This is a genomic window from Acinetobacter sp. TSRC1-2 (assembly GCF_049895885.1).
Classification (GTDB): Bacteria; Pseudomonadota; Gammaproteobacteria; order Pseudomonadales; family Moraxellaceae; genus Acinetobacter.
This window is the reverse complement of record NZ_JAFCTF010000013.1, coordinates 63,092-83,679: the sequence shown is the minus strand read 5'-3', so window position 1 is coordinate 83,679 and position 20,588 is coordinate 63,092. Positions and strand designations below refer to the sequence as shown.

Annotated in this window: 18 protein-coding genes; 9 read left to right on the top strand and 9 right to left on the bottom strand. The window is 37.7% G+C overall.

All coding sequences use genetic code 11. From position 1 onward, the window contains the following. The first annotated feature begins 92 nt into the window (after positions 1 to 92). From aspS to ACP69Y_RS13410, 7 genes are all read left to right on the top strand, one after another. On the top strand, positions 93 to 1,883 hold the full coding sequence (aspS, locus tag ACP69Y_RS13440) for an aspartate--tRNA ligase (RefSeq protein ID WP_425918872.1): 1,791 nt from the start codon (positions 93 to 95) through the stop codon (positions 1,881 to 1,883). Between the two features lie 160 nt (positions 1,884 to 2,043). Beyond that, the gene (locus ACP69Y_RS13435) at positions 2,044 to 3,105 is read left to right on the top strand and encodes an RNA-guided endonuclease InsQ/TnpB family protein (protein ID WP_425918871.1); all 1,062 of its coding nucleotides are present in this window, start codon (positions 2,044 to 2,046) and stop codon (positions 3,103 to 3,105) included. Positions 3,106 to 3,189: 84 nt separating this feature from the next. Beyond that, positions 3,190 to 3,408 carry a hypothetical protein gene (locus tag ACP69Y_RS13430; protein ID WP_425918870.1) on the top strand — a complete coding sequence of 73 codons (219 nt, stop codon included), beginning with the start codon at positions 3,190 to 3,192 and terminating at the stop codon, positions 3,406 to 3,408. 186 nt (positions 3,409 to 3,594) lie between these two features. After that, positions 3,595 to 4,464, top strand: coding sequence for a lysophospholipid acyltransferase family protein (locus ACP69Y_RS13425; RefSeq protein WP_425918869.1), 870 nt, complete (start codon positions 3,595 to 3,597; stop codon positions 4,462 to 4,464). Positions 4,465 to 4,641: 177 nt separating this feature from the next. Then, positions 4,642 to 5,592: a CgeB family protein gene (locus ACP69Y_RS13420; RefSeq protein ID WP_425918868.1), complete on the top strand. Its 951-nt coding sequence runs from the start codon at positions 4,642 to 4,644 to the stop codon at positions 5,590 to 5,592. A 29-nt stretch (positions 5,593 to 5,621) separates the two neighbouring features. Then, positions 5,622 to 6,641 carry a glycosyltransferase gene (locus ACP69Y_RS13415; RefSeq protein ID WP_425918867.1) on the top strand — a complete coding sequence of 340 codons (1,020 nt, stop codon included), beginning with the start codon at positions 5,622 to 5,624 and terminating at the stop codon, positions 6,639 to 6,641. A 238-nt stretch (positions 6,642 to 6,879) separates the two neighbouring features. Continuing rightward, positions 6,880 to 7,971, top strand: a complete 1,092-nt coding sequence (locus tag ACP69Y_RS13410) for a glycoside hydrolase family 99-like domain-containing protein (protein WP_425918866.1) — start codon at positions 6,880 to 6,882, stop codon at positions 7,969 to 7,971. A 54-nt stretch (positions 7,972 to 8,025) separates the two neighbouring features. On the opposite strand, the gene rfbC is transcribed toward ACP69Y_RS13410, so the two are convergent. From rfbC to rfbB, 4 genes are read right to left on the bottom strand one after another with little or no spacing between them, the layout of a single operon-like run. Continuing rightward, positions 8,026 to 8,577: a dTDP-4-dehydrorhamnose 3,5-epimerase gene (rfbC, locus tag ACP69Y_RS13405; protein WP_425918865.1), complete on the bottom strand. Its 552-nt coding sequence runs from the start codon at positions 8,575 to 8,577 to the stop codon at positions 8,026 to 8,028. After that, positions 8,574 to 9,458 carry a glucose-1-phosphate thymidylyltransferase RfbA gene (gene rfbA / locus ACP69Y_RS13400; RefSeq protein WP_425918864.1) on the bottom strand — a complete coding sequence of 295 codons (885 nt, stop codon included), beginning with the start codon at positions 9,456 to 9,458 and terminating at the stop codon, positions 8,574 to 8,576. Before rfbA ends, rfbC begins: the two co-directional genes overlap by 4 nt. Then, entirely contained in the window at positions 9,455 to 10,348 is an 894-nt protein-coding gene (gene rfbD / locus ACP69Y_RS13395) for a dTDP-4-dehydrorhamnose reductase (RefSeq protein ID WP_425918863.1), read from the bottom strand. The genes rfbA and rfbD overlap by 4 nt, the downstream gene beginning before the upstream one ends. A gap of 3 nt (positions 10,349 to 10,351) precedes the next feature. Further along, entirely contained in the window at positions 10,352 to 11,413 is a 1,062-nt protein-coding gene (gene rfbB / locus ACP69Y_RS13390; RefSeq protein WP_425918862.1) for a dTDP-glucose 4,6-dehydratase, read from the bottom strand. Between the two features lie 284 nt (positions 11,414 to 11,697). On the opposite strand from rfbB, the gene ACP69Y_RS13385 reads away from it, so the two are divergent. Both ACP69Y_RS13385 and ACP69Y_RS13380 read left to right on the top strand, forming a co-directional pair. After that, positions 11,698 to 12,657, top strand: coding sequence for an ELM1/GtrOC1 family putative glycosyltransferase (locus ACP69Y_RS13385; RefSeq protein WP_425918861.1), 960 nt, complete (start codon positions 11,698 to 11,700; stop codon positions 12,655 to 12,657). A 2-nt stretch (positions 12,658 to 12,659) separates the two neighbouring features. Beyond that, on the top strand, positions 12,660 to 13,586 hold the full coding sequence (locus tag ACP69Y_RS13380) for a glycosyltransferase family 2 protein (RefSeq protein WP_425918860.1): 927 nt from the start codon (positions 12,660 to 12,662) through the stop codon (positions 13,584 to 13,586). Positions 13,587 to 13,595: 9 nt separating this feature from the next. Here ACP69Y_RS13380 and ACP69Y_RS13375 read toward each other — a convergent pair whose 3' ends face one another. The 5 genes from ACP69Y_RS13375 to ACP69Y_RS13355 all read right to left on the bottom strand — a co-directional run bounded on the left by ACP69Y_RS13375 (position 13,596) and on the right by ACP69Y_RS13355 (position 20,452). Further along, complete coding sequence (locus ACP69Y_RS13375; protein ID WP_425918859.1) at positions 13,596 to 14,405, bottom strand: polysaccharide deacetylase family protein; 810 nt, start codon at positions 14,403 to 14,405, stop codon at positions 13,596 to 13,598. Between the two features lie 13 nt (positions 14,406 to 14,418). Then, on the bottom strand, positions 14,419 to 15,309 hold the full coding sequence (locus ACP69Y_RS13370; RefSeq protein ID WP_425918858.1) for an ELM1/GtrOC1 family putative glycosyltransferase: 891 nt from the start codon (positions 15,307 to 15,309) through the stop codon (positions 14,419 to 14,421). An 88-nt stretch (positions 15,310 to 15,397) separates the two neighbouring features. Beyond that, positions 15,398 to 16,324, bottom strand: a complete 927-nt coding sequence (locus tag ACP69Y_RS13365) for a branched-chain amino acid transaminase (RefSeq protein ID WP_131216683.1) — start codon at positions 16,322 to 16,324, stop codon at positions 15,398 to 15,400. Positions 16,325 to 16,358: 34 nt separating this feature from the next. After that, positions 16,359 to 19,103, bottom strand: a complete 2,745-nt coding sequence (gene glnE, locus ACP69Y_RS13360; RefSeq protein WP_425918857.1) for a bifunctional [glutamate--ammonia ligase]-adenylyl-L-tyrosine phosphorylase/[glutamate--ammonia-ligase] adenylyltransferase — start codon at positions 19,101 to 19,103, stop codon at positions 16,359 to 16,361. A gap of 74 nt (positions 19,104 to 19,177) precedes the next feature. Continuing rightward, entirely contained in the window at positions 19,178 to 20,452 is a 1,275-nt protein-coding gene (locus tag ACP69Y_RS13355; protein WP_425918856.1) for a sensor histidine kinase, read from the bottom strand. Positions 20,453 to 20,588 lie beyond the last annotated feature (136 nt).

The following is a 20,588-nucleotide window of genomic DNA, read 5'->3' as shown; positions in this document are numbered from 1 at the left end:
AAATCCTCAAAGAGGCATAATTCACTATTCAAAAGCGGTGCGCTGTTTACGTATACGCTGACCTTAACCCATATAGTTGGATTTTTTACGCTATGATGCGAACTCATTACTGCGGTACTTTAACCGAAGCCCAAATTGACCAAACCGTAACATTATGCGGTTGGGTACACCGTCGCCGTGACCATGGTGGTGTAATCTTCCTTGACATGCGTGACCGTGACGGTCTTGTTCAAGTCGTGATTGACCCAGATACTCCCGAAGCTTTCTCAACTGCTGACAAGGCACGTTCTGAATTCGTATTAAAAATTACAGGTCGTGTACGTCGTCGTTATGAAGGCACAGAAAATGCCAACATGGTGAGTGGTCAAATCGAAGTTCTAGCAAAAGACATCGAAGTTCTTGCAGCCTCTGAAACTCCGCCATTCCCATTGAATGACGAAAATACCAATATTTCTGAAGAAATTCGTTTGAAATACCGTTTCTTGGATATCCGTCGTCCTGAAATGCTAGATCGCTTACGTTTCCGTTCTAAATTGACCAACCTTATTCGCAACTACTTCGAAGAAAATGGTTTCTTGGACGTTGAAACGCCAATCTTGACACGTGCGACTCCAGAAGGTGCGCGTGACTATTTAGTTCCAAGCCGTGTTTCTAACGGTAGCTTCTACGCGCTTCCACAATCACCACAGCTGTTCAAACAGTTGTTGATGGTGGGCGGTATCGATCGTTACTACCAAATCGCAAAATGTTTCCGTGATGAAGACCTACGTGCCGACCGTCAGCCAGAATTCACCCAGATCGACGTTGAAACATCGTTCATGAGTGACGATGACATTATGGATTTGATGGAAACTTTAACGATCAAGATGTTCAAAGAACTTCTAAACGTTGAATTCGACAAATTCCCGCGTATGACTTATGCAGACGCTATGCGTGACTATGCATCTGACAAACCGGATATGCGTATTCCTTTGAAACTGGTTGACGTTGCAGACATGATGCAGGACGTTGAGTTCAAAGTATTCGCAGGTCCTGCTAAAGATCCTAAAGGCCGTATTGTTGCGCTTCGCGTACCCGGTGCAGGTTCACTTCCACGTAGCCAAATTGATGAATATACTAAATTCGTGGGCATTTACGGCGCGAAAGGTTTGGCTTATATCAAAGTCAACGAACTTGAAAAAGGCATTGAAGGTCTTCAATCTCCAATCGTTAAATTCATCGAGCCAATCGTGCTTGACTTGTTGAAACGTGTTGGCGCTGAAAATGGCGACATCGTATTCTTTGGCGCAGATAAAGCCAAAGTTGTGAACGATGCCATGGGCGCTTTACGTATCAAAGTCGGTCATGACATGAAGATGGCGACTTGCGAGTGGGCGCCACTTTGGGTCGTTGACTTCCCAATGTTTGAAGAAACTGATGATGGCAAATGGACCTCTGTGCATCACCCATTCACGCTACCAAAATCTAGCGTTGAAGAAGTGAAAAACAATCCAGGTGCGGCACTTTCAGTTGCTTATGACATGGTATTGAATGGTACTGAAGTCGGTGGTGGTTCACTACGTATCTTCAACTTAGAAATGCAACAAGCTATTTTTGCGGCATTGGGTATTTCTGAAGAAGAAGCCGAAGAAAAATTCAGCTTCTTGTTGAATGCCTTACGTTACGGTGCACCTCCGCATGGTGGTTTGGCATTCGGTCTGGACCGTTTAGTGATGTTAATGACTGGTGCGACTTCAATTCGTGATGTGATTGCATTCCCTAAAACCAAGACTGCTGAATGTCCATTGACTCAAGCACCTGCGCCAGTTGAACCGAATCAATTGCGTGACTTGGGTATTCGTTTACGCGAAAAACCTAAAGCTGAAGTTAAAGTAGAAGCTTAATGCTTTAATTCAGTAATAAAAAACCCTGCTTAAGCAGGGTTTTTTATCCAATGGAGCGTAAAACCTTGTCGTTCAGCAAGGATAAAGCAACACGACATGAAGTGTCGTTTCACTCTTGTATGTCGCATTTCTAGGTGGTTTGAAATGCTAATATCGGTATATGAAAACACTTAAACTTCGCATAAAGGACAAACATCGTAAGATGCTCAACCAGTTAGCGTCAGAGGTGAATTTTGTCTGGAATTATGTGAATGATTTGTGTTTTAAACACCTTAAAAGAAAGGGTGAGTTTCTAAGTGCTTATGATATTGCTAAATACACAAAAGGCACCTCAAAAGAATGTAATTTGCACAGCCAAACGATTCAGGCTGTTACTGAAGAATTAGTTACACGTAGAAAACAATTTAAAAAAGCAAAACTGAAATGGCGTGTCAGTAACAAGAAATCAGCCAGACGTTCACTTGGGTGGATTCCCTTCAAGAAAGTTGCGATTAAATATGCTGATGGAAACGTTCAGTACGGTAAGTGTCAATTCACACTATGGGACAGCTACGGACTATCCAAATACAATATCAAGACTGGCTCATTCGTTGAGGATGCTCGTGGTCATTGGTATGTTTGTTTAGTTGTTGATAGCGCTAAAGCTGAAAAATCAACTGCAATCAAAGCAATCGGGATTGACTTGGGCTTAAAGGATATCGCCACCTGTTCGGATGGCACAGTGATTTCCAATCCTAAATTCTTTCGCCAGTATGAGCAGAAATTGGGAATTGCTCAGAGAGCGAGAAATAAAAAACGTGTCCGTGCATTACACGCGAAAATTGCAAGCTGTAGAAAAGACCATTTGCACAAAGCAAGCAGCATGCTTGTTAAAGCAAATGCACTCATTATTGTAGGGGACTTAAGTGCTAAAAAACTGGTAAAAACCAAGATGGCAAAATCGGTTTTGGATACCGGATTTTCAGCACTCAAAACAATGCTCAAGTATAAATGCGAGAACGCAGGGGTATTGTTTGAGGAAGTTAATGAAGCCTATACCACCCAAATCTGTTCGTGCTGCAAAAAAATCTCCAGCAGCAGTCCGAAAGGTAGAACAGGTCTTGGAATAAGAGAATGGCAGTGCGTAGAATGCGGTACATTCCACGATCGAGATATTAACTCAGCACTGAATATTCTTGCGCTCGGACATGAGCGTCTCGAAGGAGGAATCACCCCTCTTTAGGTGGGTGAGGATGTCAATGCATTGAGATCAAGACTTGAGAATGGCATAATAGCTGTCTATTTCTGTTTTGTGGTAAGCAACCTTATGGCTATGCGTCCTGCTGTCCGTCGTCGTGCACTTGTGTTAATTATATTTGCCATAGCTCAATGGTTGTTTATGCGTTATATCCTAGCCAATGGTTTGTTCAATATGGACACCAATCAACGTATTCTATATTTTTGTGTAAGTAGTTTAGGCGGGGCCTTAGTTATTTTTGTGAGTTTGATTTATATGGTGTTGAAAGGAAACGTTGACAAACCTTAATCACTTTTTCTATCTCCCCGGAATTGATAAGATTCTTCTAGAAATTTTATCCTATTTATTTTGTTCTCAAGAATTTTGACCTCATTTTCTGTGGTTTAGAAATGGTGCAGCATCTTTGATGCAATAAAACTCTTTCCAAAATTTTCTTTTTATAATGATCTTGGCCATAAAGAGCTGTGCATTTCTATGTATTTTTTATTCAAAGTTATCTCTTTACTCCCGCTCTGTGTCTTGCAATGGATTGCGTCTTGGATTGCCGTCCTCCTCAATAGCTATAATTCATCCATGAAACGGATTACCCAGATTAACCTGCAATTGGCTTATCCGCATTTAACGGTTCAGCAACATCAAGCTTTAACCAAAAGCAGTTTAAAAAGCCAATGTATGACCTACATTGAGTCCATTAAATGTTGGGGTATGTCGCCCGAATACAATTTAGCTTTGTTAAAAAATATTTATGGTGAACAGTACTTTACCGAAGCCTTAGCCAATAAAAAAGGTGTGATTGTGGTAATTGCTCATTTTGGCTGTTGGGAGCTTTTAAATGCATGGCTTAATCAATATAGCTCCCCCATGATTATGTATAAGCCCCATAAAAATAAAGCAATAGATCGCTTTATCTTAGAAGCAAGACAACGTGTGAATGCAACTTTGGTTCCAACTGATGAAAATGGTGTACGTGCGATCTTTAAACATTTAAAACAAGGGGGCCTAACCGTAATATTACCTGATCATCTCCCTAAAGAATCAGGAGGTATTTATTCAGAGTTTTTTGGGCAAAAAACATTATCCACTACTCTGGTTTCGAAACTGGCCAGTAAAACCCAATGTAATGTCATTGGACTCAGTTGTATTCGTGATGAAACATCAGGATTTAATGTACATTGCGTACCTTTATCGGATAATATTTTATCGAAAGATCTGCAAACTTCAGTAGATAGCTTAAATCAAAATTTGGAACAGATGATTAATGTCGCACCTGAGCAGTATATTTGGTCTTATAAACGGTTTCGTAAAATTGAAGGACTAGAGAATATTTATAATAACTGTCGGTAAAATATATTTTAGATTTTACCCTATATTGTGATGAATTATTAAGGGTGGCATACGTATGTGCATCCTTTAACAGTGTAAATCAATCTATAGCTATATATTTATTTTTTATAATTATGATTAAATTTCAGATAATTAGTTTTTTTAGTTTAATTGATAAAATGTTACAAGGATATCTTCATGGAGTCTAATAGAAAATTTAAGATCCTTATTATTGGAAAACGTGGTGGAATTTTACAATGGTACGAAAACTTAATTGCAGCCCAACAACAAAATGCTGAGTATGCAATTGAAGGTTTTGCACTCAATCACAATAATATTAAAGAACGTTTTCTTAAAAAATTTCTTTCGAACAAAGAGATATACACGGCAGCTTTATTGAAAAAAAAACTAGAGAACTTTAAACCTGATCTAATTTTAATTGCTGATTTATTTTATTTTGATTCCCACTTGTTACAGGTATTAGCTTCATCTCCAGCAAAAAAAGCACATTGGATTGGTGACTTTTTCGATAGCCGACTCCTAAAATCAAAAAATATAATTGATCTGTATTGTTTTACAGACTCCAGCTTTATACAAGATGCAGCCGAACTGGGATTAAGCAACACAATTTACCTCCCACTCGCCTATAACCCAGCTGTTTTCTTTGATAAGAATGAATCTAAATCCAATCGTCTTATTTTCATAGGTGCTTGGAGTCTAGATCGTCAAGAATTAATTGAACAAATTCCAGTTCCAATGTCCGTGTATGGTAAAGGTTGGGATAAGCTTAAAAAACCTGAATGTGAGATTCACCCTTATAATATAAAATTAGATCAAGTTGCAGACCTATATGGACAACATAAATATGTCCTGAATGTAATTAATAAAAAAAATATTCGTCAAGGTATGAATATGCGTTGTTTTGAAGCACCTGCCTGTGGTTGTATTTTAGTCAGTGAATATGTCAAAGATCTTGAATATGCTTTTAATATAGAAACTGACATTATTTCTTTTTCAAATCCTGTAGAATTGTCTCAGAAACTCCAAAATATCAATATCAATCCTGAATTGGCAATGTATAAAGTCCAAATATGTCATAACTATAACAATCGGTTAAAGACATTAGTTAAAATGCTTTTATGCTCATAGCCATTTCATATAAGTAGGTTGCGACCCAAGTGTTTGTTAGTATTATCGTCCCTAGCTACAACCATGCTCAATTTCTAGAAGAACGAATTGAAAGCATTCTTAATCAAGATTTTCATAACTTTGAAGTCATACTTTTAGATGATCTTTCTCCTGACAATAGTGCCGAAATATTAAAAAAATATCAAAACCATCCAAAAGTTAGCCATTGTATTATTAATGAAAAAAATTCTGGATCAACATTTTATCAATGGAATAAAGGAATTGATTTAGCCAAAGGTGAATTAATTTGGATTGCTGAGTCTGATGATGTTGCAGATCCACATTTTTTAGCAAAGCTTGTTCCAAAATTTGATCAAAATCCAGATCTAGTCTTAGCTTATAGCCAATCATATCGTATGAATGCACAGGGTGAAGTAACAGGCACATGGAAAGATTGTACTGATTCAATCGACTCTGAGCTATTCACCCACGACTTTAAACTCTCGGGTTTAGAATATATTGAAAGATTTTTAACTTTTCAAAACACCATCCCAAATGCCAGTGGCGTTGTTTTCAAGAAAAAGTGCTATTTAGATGTCGGTGGTGCAAATCCAAGTCTTAAATTTATTGGTGATTGGGAGATATGGACTAAAATCGTTTCCCAAGGAGATATTTTCTTTACCCCTGAATGCTTAAATTATTTTAGATACCATGATACCAGTGTTATCGCCCAAGCTAAAAAAAAGAAAGATCACTTTGAAGTAAGAAGACAAGTCATTCTCTTCCGAGAAAATATGTCTTTCTTTTTTAATAATTACCGCAAAGTTCAACCCAAAGCTAATAAAGTCTATGCAATAAATCAACAGAAGCTATCAATCGAATTCAGAAAAAATGCTTCTTTAGCTATTCGACGGAATTATTACAAAAAAATTATTCCAACCAGTATAGCGGCGCTTAAAACCATGCCTATTTATGCCGCACCTTTTTATATTATTAAATTACTTTTACAGTTATTAATTTCTGTTTTATTGGTTACTCCATACAAATTATTAATTAATAAACTAAGATAAAATTTAAATTATATTAATTAATCCAAATCCTATTTAAGGAAGGCTGTTTATTTTTCTTAAACATAAAAACTGTTTTTAGAGTCAAAAAGATCATGATTTGATGCGAGTGGTCAGAAAAATTAATGGTATTTGATCGATATATCATTTTTATTTCATGATTTTAAAAAGAATTCCTTATCTGCGATTTAGATTAATTAAATACTACTTAATTTTAGAAATAACTTTCAAGGATTAAAATATGAAAATATTTGCATTTTATTTACCTCAATACCACACCATTCCTGAGAATGATACGTGGTGGGGGGAAGGCTTTACTGAATGGACAAATGTTAAAAAAGCCGCTCCTTTATATCATAAACATAATCAACCTCGTGTTCCTTTAAATCAAAATTATTATGATTTATCTAATGATGAAACACTAGCATGGCAAGCAGACCTCCTTAAAGAATATAAAATTGATGGTTTGTGCTTTTACCATTATTGGTTCAAAAATAAAAAATTATTAGAAAAGCCAGCTGAAAACTTATTAAATAATAAGAAAATAGATATGCCTTTTTTCTTTTCTTGGGCTAATGAGCCATGGACAAGAAGTTGGGATGGCTTAAATAACAACATACTAATAGATCAAGATTATGGTGATAAACAAGATTGGATAAATCACTTCAATTATTTAAAGCCCTTTTTCAAAGATCCTCGCTATGTTAAACATAATGGTTATCCAATATTTGTATTATATAGATCAGCTAATTTCAAACTATGCAAAGATTGGATTGAATGTTGGAGAGAACTCGCTCAACAATGTGGTTTAGGTGATATTCATTTTATATCATCCTTAACATCCTTTGAAAAAGATCCAAGAGAACTCGGATTTAATGCATATCTATACTTCGAACCAATGAACACAACATCCCATCACCTTTTAAACTATAAGCAATCTAAATCAGAAAAAATTACTAAAAAAATTTCCACTATCATTAATAGATTTCAGGGTTTTAAAGATAAATTAGACTATTTCGATTATGATCACACTTGGCAATCGATTTTAAATAAGAAAACTAGTGAAAAAGTTTATGCAGGTGCATTCATTGCTTGGGATAATACACCAAGAAAACAAGCAAAAGGTTCCATTTCCATAGGCGCAACCCCTATAAAATTTGAACAATATTTTTCATTACTATATAAACAAGCAAAAGATAACTATACACCCTATATATTTATTAATGCTTGGAATGAATGGGCTGAAGGTGCTTATTTAGAACCAGACACAAAATATCAATATCAACATTTAAATGCTATTCGAAATACTGTTGTGAAATCAAATTTACAATAAATTAAAAGCATCTTTGATAAGCCTAAATTATCAAAGATGCTTTAATCAAAAAAATTAATTATTTAAACTGTCGGCAGAATTATCTTTATCACTTACCAAAACCTCACCTACTTCAGATAAAGGCCAATCAATAGCAAGTGTTGGATCATTCCAAATAATCGCGCCTTCACTCTCTTTATTATAGTAATTAGTGGTTTTATATAGAAATTGTGTATTATCCTCTAATGCCAGAAAACCATGTGCAAAACCTTCTGGTATCCAAAACATAGTCTTGTTTTCTGCACTCAGCTCAAGACCAACCCATTGACCATACGTTTTTGATTCTGGGCGAATATCTACAGCAACATCCCAAACCTTCCCCTGCACCACTCGTACCAGTTTACCTTGGGCATGTGGTGCATTTTGATAATGTAATCCACGTAACACCCCCTTTTGTGACAAAGAGTGATTATCTTGAACAAAGTGTGGAATAGGCAAATTAAGCTCATTTAATGCTTGTTCAAATCGCTGTTGATTAAAGCTTTCCATAAACCAACCACGGTCATCTCCAAACACATTGGGATGAAGAATCAAAAGCCCTTCTATTTTGGTTGTTTCAACTTTCATTTGGCTTCATCCAATAACTTATATAAATATTGACCATACTCAGTTTTCTTTAAAGCTTCTGCACTTTCAGCCAATTGCTCTTTATTAATCCAACCTTGATGAAAACTAATTTCTTCCAGACAGGCTACTTTTAAAGATTGACGCTTTTCAATGGTATAAACAAATTGTCCAGCTTCAAGTAAAGACTCATGTGTACCTGTATCTAACCATGCAAAGCCACGACCTAACAGCTCAACATTCAATGAACCATCTTTAAGATAGGCATTATTAATATCTGTAATTTCAAGTTCACCTCGAGCTGATGGTTTTACTTGTTTGGCAAATTCAATAACGCGGTTGTCATAAAAATATAATCCCGTCACAGCATAGGCCGATTTAGGTTGGCTTGGCTTTTCCTCAATACTCAGAACCTTACCTGATTGATCAAACTCTACTACACCAAATCGTTCTGGATCCGTCACATGGTAACCAAATACCGTTGCACCAAATTTACGTCCAGATGCTTGTTGTAATTGATCGCTAAAATGTTGGCCATAATAAATATTATCCCCCAAAATTAAGCATACATGATCTTGACCAATGAACTCCTCACCAATCAAGAATGCTTGAGCTAAACCATCTGGAGAAGGTTGCACTTTATAACTAAGTTCAATACCAAATTGTGAACCATCACCTAGTAACTTTTCAAAATTAGGTAAGTCTTCAGGTGTTGAAATAATCAACACTTCACGAATACCCGCCAACATGAGTACCGAAAGTGGATAATAGATCATCGGTTTATCATAAATAGGGAGTAATTGTTTAGAAACACCTTTTGTAATAGGGTGCAAACGCGTACCAGAACCGCCCGCTAAAATAATACCCTTACGTTTTAAGTTCATTTATTTAATATCTCCGTGAGTGCTCTTTTAACACCCTGTTCCCAAACGGGTAAATTCAACTGAAAAACCTGTTGTAACTTTTGATTATTTAATCGTGAATTATGCGGTCTTTGCGCAGGTGTAGGATAAGCCGATGTTGGAATTGCATTCAACTTATTGACAGCTAACTCACACCCTAAAAGACGCGCTTGCTCAAAAATAAAATTAGCATAATTAAACCATGATGTTTCACCACTTGCCACTAAGTGATAAATACCAACTTTACGCTGATCTGCTAAAGTTTGAGAAATGGCATGAACCGAGATATCAGCAATCAGTTCAGCTGATGTCGGTGCACCAATTTGATCATCAATGATAGAAAGTTCTTCCTGTTGTTGAGCTAGATTCAACATGGTTTTTAAGAAGTTTTTACCTTTTACAGCATAAACCCAAGATGTTCTAAAAATAAGATAAGCACAACCACTATCTATAATTGCTTGCTCACCTAATGCTTTAGTTTTCCCATAAATATTTAATGGCGCAATATCATCTGTTTCACTAAAGGGCTGATCACCAGCACCATTAAATACATAATCTGTTGAATAATTTACAAATAATGCATCAATTAATTGGCAAGTTCGAGCAATTTTTTGAATACTTAAATGGTTAATCTGATCTGCAAGTTCTTGTTCAGACTCAGCCAAATCTACTGCTGTATAAGCAGAAGCATTTACTACCACATCAGGCTTTACACTCAGAATAGTGTCACAAACAGCTTCTGTTTGACTCAAATCACCACATAAACCTATCAGTCCGTAACGATCTAAAGCAATAACTTCGCCTAAGGGTGCAAGTGCACGTTGCAGCTCCCACCCGACTTGCCCATTCTTCCCTAATAATAATATCTTCATTTATTAATACTGCTTAATTAACCAAGATTGGTATTCACCACTTTGTACGTGTTCAACCCACTCAGTATTCTTTAAGTACCATTCTACCGTCTTACGTAAACCAGTCTCAAAAGATTCTTCAGGCACCCAATTTAATTCATTCTTAATTTTTGTCGCATCAATTGCATAACGCACATCATGACCAGGACGGTCCTTAACATAGGTAATTAAGTCTTTGTATTGAACAATTCCTTCAGGCTTAATTGGAGCAAGTTCTTCAAGCAAATCACAAATTGCATATACAACTTCTAAATTAGCTTTTTCATTATGTCCACCAATATTATAGGTTTCGCCTATAACACCCTCTGTAACGACTTTATATAACGCACGTGCATGATCTTCAACAAATAGCCAATCACGAATTTGCTGACCATTACCATACACAGGCAAGGCTTTACCTTGTAAAGCATTTAGAATCATTAATGGAATCAGTTTCTCTGGAAAATGATATGGACCATAATTATTTGAACAATTCGTAATTAATACAGGTAAACCATAGGTACGATTCCATGCACGAACCAAATGATCCGAGCTTGCTTTACTTGCAGAATAGGGCGAACTTGGAGAATAAGGTGTAGTTTCGGTAAATAGGTCTGTTGTACCTTCTAAATCACCATAAACCTCATCAGTTGAAATATGATGAAAACGAAATTCTGCTTTCTTTGTATCATTTAGCCCCAACCAATATGCTCGACTTGCTTCTAACAATTGGTATGTGCCAATAATATTAGTTTCAATAAAATCGAATGGTCCAGAAATTGAACGATCCACATGTGACTCTGCTGCTAAATGCATTACAACATTCGGCTGGAATTCTTTGAATAATTGATCCAATGCAATACGGTCACAAATATCTGTTTTAGAAAATTGATAACGTTCATTTTTTGATACTGAACTCAAGGATTCTAAATTCCCTGCATAAGTCAATTTATCAACATTTAAAACCTGATGTTCGGTATTCTGAATAATATGACGAACAACAGCTGAGCCAATAAATCCAGCACCACCTGTAACTAAAATTTTCATATGGGTATCCAATATCAACCTATTCTGAATTACAAATTCCACATTCAGACTGTAAATAATTAATTTTTATAAAATCAACTACTAAATATATTTATTTAATTTGAACGCAATAAAGCTTTTTCTTTATCATCCCAAACATATAAGCCCCCTCAAACGGACGACTTATAATTCTTAATAATTTAGCCATATCTAGCAGCATGATTTAAGTAAGTGAATTATAACATTCAATAAAAGCTTGGTATTATAGATTTAATCCCTTCCAAGCAATTTCAATAATATTATTTATGAAGAATTTGTCGATTTTACTCATCCATGATGATCGAGCTGGTCATTTGAACCCAAGCTTAGGTATTTGCGATCAAATTGAAGATAGTTTTCACACACAAATTTCTAAAATTAAAACGCCTTATTTAAAAAAATGGGGCATTAGTTTATTAAAAAAACTGTCTTGGTATCCCTCATTTTTCGATATTTTAGCTCAAATAGCCTATAAAAATGCCTCAATTCAACAAAACTATGACTTAATTGTTTGTTCAGGCATGCCTAATTTACTTTATGCTATTTATTTAAGCCGTAAATACAATTTACCCATTTATTATGCTGGAGATACCCGAAAAATTAATGATGCTTTAATTCAAACCACCATAACCGCATTACCGCAAAAAATTAAGACTCAGCAAGTCATCTTAACAACACCACCTGTAAAAAAAATCTTTAGTCAGCTACAAAATGATGTATTAAATTTAAACTCAGCCTTACTGGTATTAGGTGGACCTACGACCGAACACCCTTTTCAAAAAGCTGACTATGAAAATATTATTGATAAATTCATGCAGCTATGCGAAAAACAAAATCTTACTGCATATATTACCAACTCAAGAAGAACACCTGAACTTGAACGGACATGGGAAAGACTGCAAGATCATCCAAATCTTCAATTACACCTTATCAACAATCCTTGCGCTAAAAAATTCCATGAGCTGATTCACTTATCTAGCTATGTTTTTGTAACGGAAGACAGCACATCTATGCTGGCAGAAGCGATTCAATCTGGTCGCTTTGTCTCATCTATTTATATGAAAACTTCTGTTTTTGAGCCTTTAAATCAAAAATATCTCAAGGAAGGCTTAATAAGTCGACAGAATCTAGATGATACTTTTATCCTACCGAGCACTAGAGATTTAACCAAGTTAAATTTAAGCGAAGCACTCATAATAGCTATTCAACATAATCTGGAAGGTTGAACATGATTTCCGTTATTCTCACTCATTTTAATAAAGGCTTATTATTAAATCGTACAATCGAATCCTTACAACCTTGGGATGATATTGTGCATGAAATTATCGTGGTGGATGACCACTCTACTGATCCATCATGGAGCCAAAATTCAACGCACATTGTACAAACCTACCCTAAAATAAAAGTCATTCAAAATACTGAAAACAAAGGACCTGCTGTTCGCCTCAACCAAGGTGGTTTTGCAGCGACTGGTGATTATTTATTCTTTATGGATTCTGATGATGTATTAGCACCCAATCGCTTACAATTGTTTTTGACAGAGATGAAAAATCAATGTGCTGACCTATGCTATGGTAAAAAAGTGAAAATTCATGATCTGAATGAAATTCAGAAATATACCACTGCGACTTGGGAAAGCAGTACAAATGCTCTTAATTACATGTTAAAAAATAATATTATGCAAATGTGTGTAATGTGTAGTAAGGAACTTTTTCTAAAAGCAGCTGGTTGTAATGAAAAGATTTTTATTCAAGATGAGTCACTAGCCTTAAATCTAGGCAAATATTCTCAAAAAATCATTTCCACTGCCCTACATTGTGTATTTGTAATTTTAGATGAAGAGGAAACCACACGGGTTCGAGGCGAAAATCGTCTTTCTCGCCATCTAGAGCAACAGCACTATGATATGTTCTTCACCATTGATGATTTCTTGCAGAACTATCCAAACATTGATCAAGAAAATAAAAATATTCTCATCAAAAAAGCATTTTCAACCTATTGGAAAAGTATAAAAAATACTCCTCAGCAACGTTTTTCTGATTTGCTTATCTATTTTGGAAGCAAAGTTTCACCTGTAAAGATATGGGATAAAAATCATCAACATCTCATCGAGTACTTTGAAAACCTAGATCATGTTCGAAAAATTCGTACATAGAAAGAAGACCTAAAAACCTCTTTTCCCCAATTTCAATCTACATTTAACGGCAAACATCGAATCTTTACCGCTAATTTTAATGCGCTGTAACATCATAAAATCAGGATCCAAACCATCGATTCCTTCTTCTGTAGTTACAGCATTGCTATAGCCCGCTTGTTTTGCCAAAGTAACATCACGCTGTGAATAAATCCCAAATGGATAAGCAAAACTTGTCACCGATTTAGCCGTTAAATTTTCTAATTGTTGTTTCGATTGAGTTAATTCTGCCAAGCACTCGACATCATCTAATTTATTTAAATTGGCATGAGTCATGGTATGTGAACCAATTTCAACCAAACTACTATTTGCTAGAAATTGAACTTGCTCATCATTCAGTTTAGCTTCGCGCGCCAATTCACCACTATTGTGATGCGCTTTTTTATAAGTAGACCAATCACGATCATGACGATCGACCACCACATAAATAGTGGCTTTGGCTTGGTATTTCTCCAAAACTGGATAGGCATTTTCTAAATTATCTAAATAACCATCATCAAAAGTAATGGCTACAGTTTTTTCAGGGTGTTTCCCCCAATTGTTCTGCAATTCTTGCATTGTCACAAAATGAAAACCTTCTGCTTTCATCCATGCAACCTGCTTTTCAAATTCCTTTGGCTCTACGCGTAATTTATTGAACTTTGCACCATCAATATGCTCTCGCACCATATGGTACATTAATACACGTGGTCGTTTCCAGTCTAACGCTGGCTTCCACCATGCATATTTATAACTAAAGGTAATGACTAAAACCAATAAAAGAATAAGAATATAAATCACAAAAACAACCTGATTATTTTGCTAAAAGACATGTTGCCACACGCTCTGCTTCTTTAAAAGCATGAGGTTCAACTAACATTTCAACAGATGTATGTTCAGAAACTAAATTGGACTGAATAATTTGATCAATTGAACGTGTAATTCGATCCTCTTTTAATCGGTCAATTTCAACCACCCCAACTTTACAGCCCGCTGTTAATGCCTCAAAAATCATCGAAACACTATCTTCAGTGACCCAAACAGCTTCCGCTTTTTGCATTTCTTCAAAAATCCAGCCTTGTGGTGTTTGTTCAACTGGAAATATATGTAGATGAGGTATCAATGGACTCTCATTCAAATGAGCTAAAAATGCTTTCGGTGTACGTCGTGAAGTGGTCAAAATAATGTCTGATTCAGGATGGTTCTTCACGATTTCATCAATTGAAGCTAAAACTTTTGCTTCATTCCAGTGATGGTGTTTGGATGAGCCACCGAGTGCAATTAGAAATCTGTTTGGCTGATGTCGCTGTTCATTCACAATTGGATTTAGGGCGCCCTGCGTGGTAATTACATGCTCCGATGCATCAACACCATCATGCTCAGGAATAATGGCATGATCAAACCAATTCACTGGAAAATTTGGTTTCATCAATATGACAGTTTTCGCTTGAGGAAATACTTTCCCCAGCAGCAAAACCCGTAATTGCGTATGACTGCCTACGCCAAAAACATAATCAGGTTGTTGCTTTAGCGCTGCAATGTTCTTTTTAAAAATTGCTGAAAATAAGCTAAAAATTGGCAACTGATCTATTAATATTTCTTCAAAGGTAACTTCATCTGCACTTTGCCTTTGCATGGCTTTATATAAGCCGACTGCTTGTGAGCGATGTCCTGCTTTGCCATCACTGACATAGACAATATGCATAAAAAGTGTCCTTAAAAAATAAACTCAAATCTTAATCAATAAAAAAGGCGAAAACCGAGTTTTCGCCTTTTGATCTTACCTGATCGACTTATTTTACGTAAGTCAACCAATGTGCGTATTTAGGGTCTTTACCCTGAACTGCATCAAAGAATGCTTTTTGAATTTGTGTGGTGATTGGACCACGTGAACCACAACCAATTTCACGATCATCATATTCACGAATTGGGGTTACTTCAGCCGCAGTACCGGTAAAGAATGCTTCATCACCAATGTAGAACTCATCACGGGTAATACGACGTTCAACCACTTCATAGCCCAAGTCTTTGGCAATAGTAATAATGGTTTGACGCGTAATACCGTCCAATGCACCGCCAGCAATATCTGGGGTATGAAGTACGCCATCTTTAACCAGGAATACGTTTTCACCTGAACCCTGACATACATAGCCTTGTGGGTCCATCAACATAGCTTCGTCATAACCCGAATGTGCCACTTCCTGGTGTGCAAGAATCGACAAAGTATAGTTGCCCGATGCTTTTGCCTTACACATGGTCACGTTAGGATGGTGATGGGTAAAGGATGAAGTCTTCACCCGAATACCTTTCGCCATCGCTTCATCACCCAGGTAAGCACCCCAGCTCCATGCAGCAACCGTGGCATGAATAGTATTATCCGTTGCAGCGATACCCAGTTTTTCAGAACCGATAAAGATAATTGGACGCAAATAGCAAGACGCTAATTTATTTTCACGTACGACATCAATTTGAGCTTGCTCTAAAGTTTTTTGATCAAATGGAACTTTCATTTGATAAATCTTTGCAGAGTTGAGCAAACGTTTTGTATGATCCTGAAGACGGAAAATTGCAGTTCCGTTAGGGGTCTCATAAGCACGGACACCTTCAAACACACCCATACTGTAATGTAAGGTATGTGTTAAGACGTGGATTTTTGCCTCACGCCAATCAACCATTTGTCCATCTTGCCAAATAAAACCATCACGATCAGCCAAGTTCATGGCGCACTCTCCAAATTTTTATACACAGTCATCTTTATCCAATGCAAATATTTGCAGTTGGATCAATTAATCTTTGCCATAACTTGCAAACGATCACGCGGGTATCGTGCCAGTCCGCAGCATTCACTTGCATGGATTGATTCGCAAGGGCTAAACGGTGGCTCTCGGCTCGTTCACTGAGATAAGCTTGAATCAATGCTGTCGCGTCGTCGCTGGATAAGCAACCTGCTTTTGCGGCATCTTCAAGGATTCGTACATTGTCGGAGTAATGGGCGAGATCGGGATTCGACCCACTCCAGGCTAACACCGCATACTGTGCCATAAATTCGATATCAACGATACCACCTGAGTCCTGTTTTAAATGAAAAATTCCATCTTTTTGCTGTTCTTTAGATGAGCCCAAATGGTCTTTCATTTTCTGACGCATCTTCAAAACTTCTTCACGAACTTTGGTTTCGTCTCGCGGTTGAGTCAGGATACGGCAACGTAATGCTTCAAATATTTCACGTAAACTTTTTTCACCCGCAATGGAACGTGCGCGTACCAAAGCCTGATGTTCCCACAACCATGCACTTTTCAATTGATATTGCTCAAAGGCTTTTAAGCTGGTCACCAATAAACCTGCTTCACCAGATGGCCGCAAACGGGTATCAATTTCATAGACCCGTCCATCCAGAGTTTGCGTGGTCATCAATGACATAAATTTTTGTGCGACACGCATGGCAAATTCAAAACCGCTAATTTGCTTGGTTCCATCGGTATCGCCCTGCTCACTCATATAGTGAATAAACACCAGATCCAGATCCGAGCCATAACCCAGTTCAATTCCACCCACTTTGCCATAACCGGCAACCACAAATGCCATATGATCGAGCGAACAACGCTGTCCTTCTGCATCCAGCGGATAGCCATGTTTTTTCGCAGTCATTTGATATGCCAAATATAAGGTTGCATTGACCGAGACTTCTGCAATATCGGTAAGTGCATCGGATACTTTCATTAGCGGGCTTTCAGCCAGAACATCACTGGCAGCAACAGCCAGCACATTGGATTTTTTAAATAATCGCAGCACCCGCATCTGATCTTCGATTTGATCAATTTCAATGCGCAGCAGTTGCTGGCGGAGGGAATCTTCCAAATCTTGACGTTTGGGTAATTCGAAATCCATCGACAAAAATTCATCGAGTAAAACTGGATAGTGGGTAAGTTCCTCACAAATCCATGGACTCACGGTAGACATTTTAACCAGACGCTGCAATGCACCTTTACTTTCAATCAGCATCACCAGATATACGGTACGGCGCATCACCGATTCGACCAAGGGCATTAAACGCAAGAGTGCGACTTGCGGCTTATCTGATTGCAAAATTGCTTCAATTAAATGTGGCCAAAAGGTTTTTAAACGCTGTACTGCCTTTGCTGGCAATTTCTTTAGCGCATGCCCATACCAAAATTCATGGATGAGATTTTTTGCATTCTCATCCAACACCTCATTCAGCCGCTTTTCCAGCAAGCTAAAACTTTCAATCAAAGGATCGGGTTCTTTTTCTTTAATCAGGTGTTCAAACTGAAAAATAACTTTCGCACGTTTCTGATTAAGATATGCTATAAAAACGTCCCAATCAGCAAAACCTAAAGTTTCAATCATACGCTGACGTAAATCCGGCTCACTGGGTAAGGACTGGGTTTGTTGATCATTCAAGGCCTGGATGGCATGTTCAACACGACGCAAGAATAAATAAGCATCCTCCAGTTCAGCCACGGCTTGCATTTCAAGCAACCCCACCTCACCCAAATGATGCAGGCTGACTAAACATTGACGATCTTGCAATTCAAGCTTAGAGCCACCGTAAATCAGCTGAAAAACCTGCACAATAAATTCGACTTCACGGATACCGCCCGCACCAAGTTTAATATCATCTTCAATATTACGGCGCAGTACTTCGCGTTCAATCATTGCCTTCATTTCACGCATGGCTTCAAAGGCAGTGTAATCAACATACTTGCGGAACACGAATGGTCGGGTCATGTCCAGCAGTTCATCCCCTTCTTTTCCACCGGTCACAATACGCGCCTTAATCCAGGCATAGCGCTCCCATTCACGTCCGTGCTGACTTAAGTATTTTTCCAACGCAACATGACTAATGGCAAGAGCTGAACCATCCCCCCATGGACGCAAACGCATATCTACACGGAAGACGAAACCATCTGCAGTCATATGATCCAGCAGATAAATCAGTTTCTGTCCCCACAAAATACAGAACTGCTGTACATCAATGCATTTACGACCATTGGTTTCACCTTGCTCATCAAAGGCAAAAATAAGATCTATATCACTTGAAAGATTCAGTTCTTGAGCGCCGAGCTTCCCCATGGCGACTACAATTAAATCTTGCACTGTACCGTTATAACTGATCGGTTCGCCGTGCTTTGCAACAAGAGGAACCCGTGCGAAATCTTTGGCTGCACGAATGGATGCATCGGCAAAGTCTGAAAGCTCACGGGTTAAAGCAACAACATCGGTGAGTTGATTGGCATCCTGCCAAATCCAGCGAAACATCAAACGTGCGCGCAGCACACGAAGCGCACGCATCCATGTGGTTTCATCGGTGATAGTGTCTAAAGCGCTATCAACAAAGTTCTGGATTTGCGTAGTGCTTAAAGGAACGAGAAATTGGTCAATTGCATAATCTTGTTCAAGTAATACTGCATGATTTCCCAATACTTGTTCTGCGTATTGGCTCGCACGTAATGTTTTGTGCAATTGTTCCGCATTCATTTTCAAACCTTCAGCCGAGTTTTTTTCTAGTTATATCAGCTGAAGGGAAATAGAGGAAAAGAAAAATTTATTTTCTATACTTTTAGTTTTTCAGTTTTGACCTGATCTTGGGTTAAAGCCTGATGGGTACTGGTAGCCACCGGTAAAGTCACATTAAAAATCGTGCCTTCGCCTTCTCTAGAGCCTACAAAAATTTCACCATGGTTCAGATCAATGAATCGTTTGCACAAGACCAGTCCCAGTCCCGTACCTTTCTCTCCTGCAGTACCTTTAATACTGGCAGTCACTGACTGCTGAAACAGCTGATCTATTTGCGCTTGACTCATACCCAAGCCCGTGTCGCGGACAGAAATATGCACCCCTGCTTCAGACTGGTTTGCGCTGATAATGACTCGCCCCGTGCCATCTGTCGGGGTGAACTTTAAGGCATTAGAGACCAGATTCTGCATCACTGAAGTGATCATATTGATGTCAGCACAGACTTTAATACCTTCTTCAATCTGGTCAATTAACTGAATATTTTTCTTGACTGCCAGACTATTTAATACATCACAGACAATCTTGGTCGACTGTTTCAATTCAAAGTTAATTGGATGATAAATAAAACGCCCACCTTCCGCCATTGCCCAATTCAGCAGACTTTCTAGCAGGTTATAGGTCGATTGTGCCGTATCGTACAAATATTCAGAAATACTTTGCACACTGGATTCATCAAGTGTTTCACGCTCTTGCGCTAACACTTCCGAAAACCCCAGTAAACCGTGAAAGGGTGCTCTTAAGTCATGCGCAATAATCTGGAAAAATTTGGTTTTACTATAGTTGAGTGCAGCTTGCTGCTCATACATTTCTTTGAGTTCAGCATGATCTGCTTTCAGCTCAATGATATGGGTCAGGCTATTGGTGAAATCTTGTACGGTAGCAATATCTTCCGGATTAAAACATTCATGATGTAAATCGAAAAACAGCACCTGACCAATCGAAACACCATCACTCATACGCAGGTCAAAAGCCAGATAACGTTTAGCCTCTACCCCAAAATGACTCACATGCTGTACCAGATTGGGATATTGAGCATGCTGATGATCAATAAAAGCCTGCCCCTCAAAATAAGGACTTAAACAGGTTTCACCTGGTGAGCAGAACGCCTTGAAACCATGGTTTGATGAATACCAGATATAAGGTTCATTATGAAAAGCTAGCACAGCCTGCTGTGCACCCAGCATCTTGCGTGAAAACCTTAAAAAACGTTCAACCTGATTGGTTGATGTAAAAACACCTAACAATAGTGAAAGCTTACATGCGCTAAGCTGCTCAGTTTCTGAGCCTATTTCAAGTAACTGCATTTTCATATCTGATTCATCCAATCACTATTGTTATTGTAAAAAATGATTATTACCTTTAACTTTTTTAACAAATTTCTACAACAAGCACAATGAAAAAAGTCATGAAGAGAACAAATGTGACAATTTAAGGCAGATTTGCTGT